The organism is Streptomyces sp. NPDC020362 (assembly GCF_040642095.1).
Lineage (GTDB): Bacteria > Actinomycetota > Actinomycetes > Streptomycetales > Streptomycetaceae > Streptomyces.
Genome location: NZ_JBFAET010000461.1, coordinates 1 through 1,848 on the forward strand (window position 1 = coordinate 1; position 1,848 = coordinate 1,848).

The 1,848-nt window shown below is 71.4% G+C and carries 2 protein-coding genes and 1 pseudogene; all 3 read right to left on the bottom strand.

Features of this window, described 5'->3' with window-relative positions:
• Window positions 1-134: 134 nt before the first annotated feature.
• Window positions 135-728, bottom strand: coding sequence for a histidine phosphatase family protein (locus AB0H32_RS48200; RefSeq protein WP_361136064.1), 594 nt, complete (start codon window positions 726-728; stop codon window positions 135-137).
• 6 nt (window positions 729-734) lie between these two features.
• Window positions 735-1,622 (bottom strand): phosphogluconate dehydrogenase (NAD(+)-dependent, decarboxylating), encoded by an 888-nt coding sequence (gene gnd / locus AB0H32_RS48205; RefSeq protein ID WP_361136066.1) that lies wholly within the window; start codon window positions 1,620-1,622, stop codon window positions 735-737.
• 7 nt (window positions 1,623-1,629) lie between these two features.
• Window positions 1,630-1,848: pseudogene (locus AB0H32_RS48210) on the bottom strand (glucose-6-phosphate isomerase); the annotation flags it as partial.

Here is a 1,848-nt window from a genome sequence, read left to right on the forward strand (position 1 = left end):
CGGCGCGGCCTTGTTCTACGACACTCCCGGGGTTTCCCCGTTCCGCCCTCGGCCCCCGGCCGGGCGACCGGACCGGGCCACCGCAACGCCGCGGCCGGGTTCACACGCTGTGACCCGGGCCGTCGGCAGGGGTGTTACGGGCGCCGGTTCCACTCGGCGATCACGGGCCGCCCGTGCTCCGTGGACAGCCGGCTGACCGTGCCGGTCGCCAGCTGGAACAGCCGGCCCTCGGCGGGCGGCAGGCCCAGTCGGCGGGCGGTGAGCACCCGCAGCACGTGGGCGTGCGCGACCAGGATCACGTCTGCGCCGTCCGAGGCGAGCGCCCGCTCCACCCGGGCCAGCACCCGGTCGGCGCGCGCCCCGATCTCCTCGGGCGACTCGCCGGGGTGCCCCTCGGGGCCGGGCGGTACGCCGTCGGTCCACAGGTCCCAGGCGGGGCGGGTGCGATGGATGTCGGCCGTGGTGACGCCCTCGTAGCCGCCGTAGTCCCACTCGTGCAGGTCCGGGTCGGGCACCGTCCCGGTCAGACCCGCCAGATCGGCGGTGCGGATCGCGCGGCCCAGCGGGCTGGTCAGCGCGAGCGCGTAGGTCCGTCCGGTGAGCAGCGGGGCGAGGGACTTGGCCTGTTCCTCGCCGTGCGTGGTGAGGGGCAGGTCGGTCCGGCTCGTGTGCTGTCCCGACAGGCTCCACTCCGTCTCACCGTGGCGGACCAGCAGGAGGTCGCCCACGGCTGCTCAGTCCTTCTTCTCTACGGCATGCCCGCCGAACTGGTTGCGCAGCGCGGCGATCATCTTCATCTGGGGGGAGTCGTCCTGCCGGGAGGCGAACCGGGCGAACAGGGACGCGGTGATCGCCGGGAGCGGCACCGCGTTGTCGATGGCGGCCTCGACCGTCCAGCGGCCCTCGCCCGAGTCCTCCGCGTACCCGCGCAGCTTCTCCAGGTGCTCGTCCTCGTCCAGGGCGTTGACCGCGAGGTCGAGGAGCCAGGAGCGGATGACGGTGCCCTCCTGCCAGGAGCGGAACACCTCGCGGACGTTCTCCACCGAGTGGACCTTCTCGAGAAGCTCCCAGCCCTCGGCGTACGCCTGCATCATGGCGTACTCGATGCCGTTGTGGACCATCTTCGAGAAGTGCCCGGCGCCGACCCGGCCGGCGTGGACGTACCCGTAGGGACCGTCCGGCTTGAGCGCCTCGAAGATCGGCTTCAGGCGCTCGACGTACTCCTTGTCGCCGCCCACCATCAGCGCGTAGCCGTTCTGCAGGCCCCACACGCCGCCGGAGACGCCGGCGTCGACGAACCCGATGCCCTTGATGCCGAGTTCGGCGGCGTGCTTCTCGTCGTCCGTCCAGCGGGAGTTGCCGCCGTCGACCACCGTGTCGCCCGGGGACAGCAGGTCCTTGAGCTCGTCGATGACGGTCTGGGTGGCGGTACCGGCCGGGACCATCACCCAGATCGTGCGCGGCGCGTCGAGCTGCCCGACCAGTTCTTCGAGGCTCTTGACGTCGGAGACGTCGGGGTTGCGGTCGTAGCCGATGACGGTGTGGCCGGCGCGGCGGATCCGCTCGCGCATGTTGCCGCCCATCTTGCCGAGACCGATGAGGCCCAACTGCATGCCTGTCATGTCAGCTTCACTTCCTGAGATTGCGGTAGGCGGCGACGAGGGCCGTGGTGGACGGGTCGAGACCGGGTACGTCGGCGCCCATGGTCAGGGCGGGCTCGATGCGCTTGGCGAGGACCTTGCCCAGCTCCACGCCCCACTGGTCGAAGGAGTCGATGTTCCAGACCGCGCCCTGGACGAACACCTTGTGCTCGTAGAGCGCGACGAGCTGGCCGAGCACGGACGGGGT

Bases quoted from the DNA above. Each gene is read 5' to 3' on its own strand.
- gnd (WP_361136066.1), bottom strand. From the start codon at position 1,622: ATGACAGGCATGCAGTTGGGCCTCATCGGTCTCGGCAAGATGGGCGGC.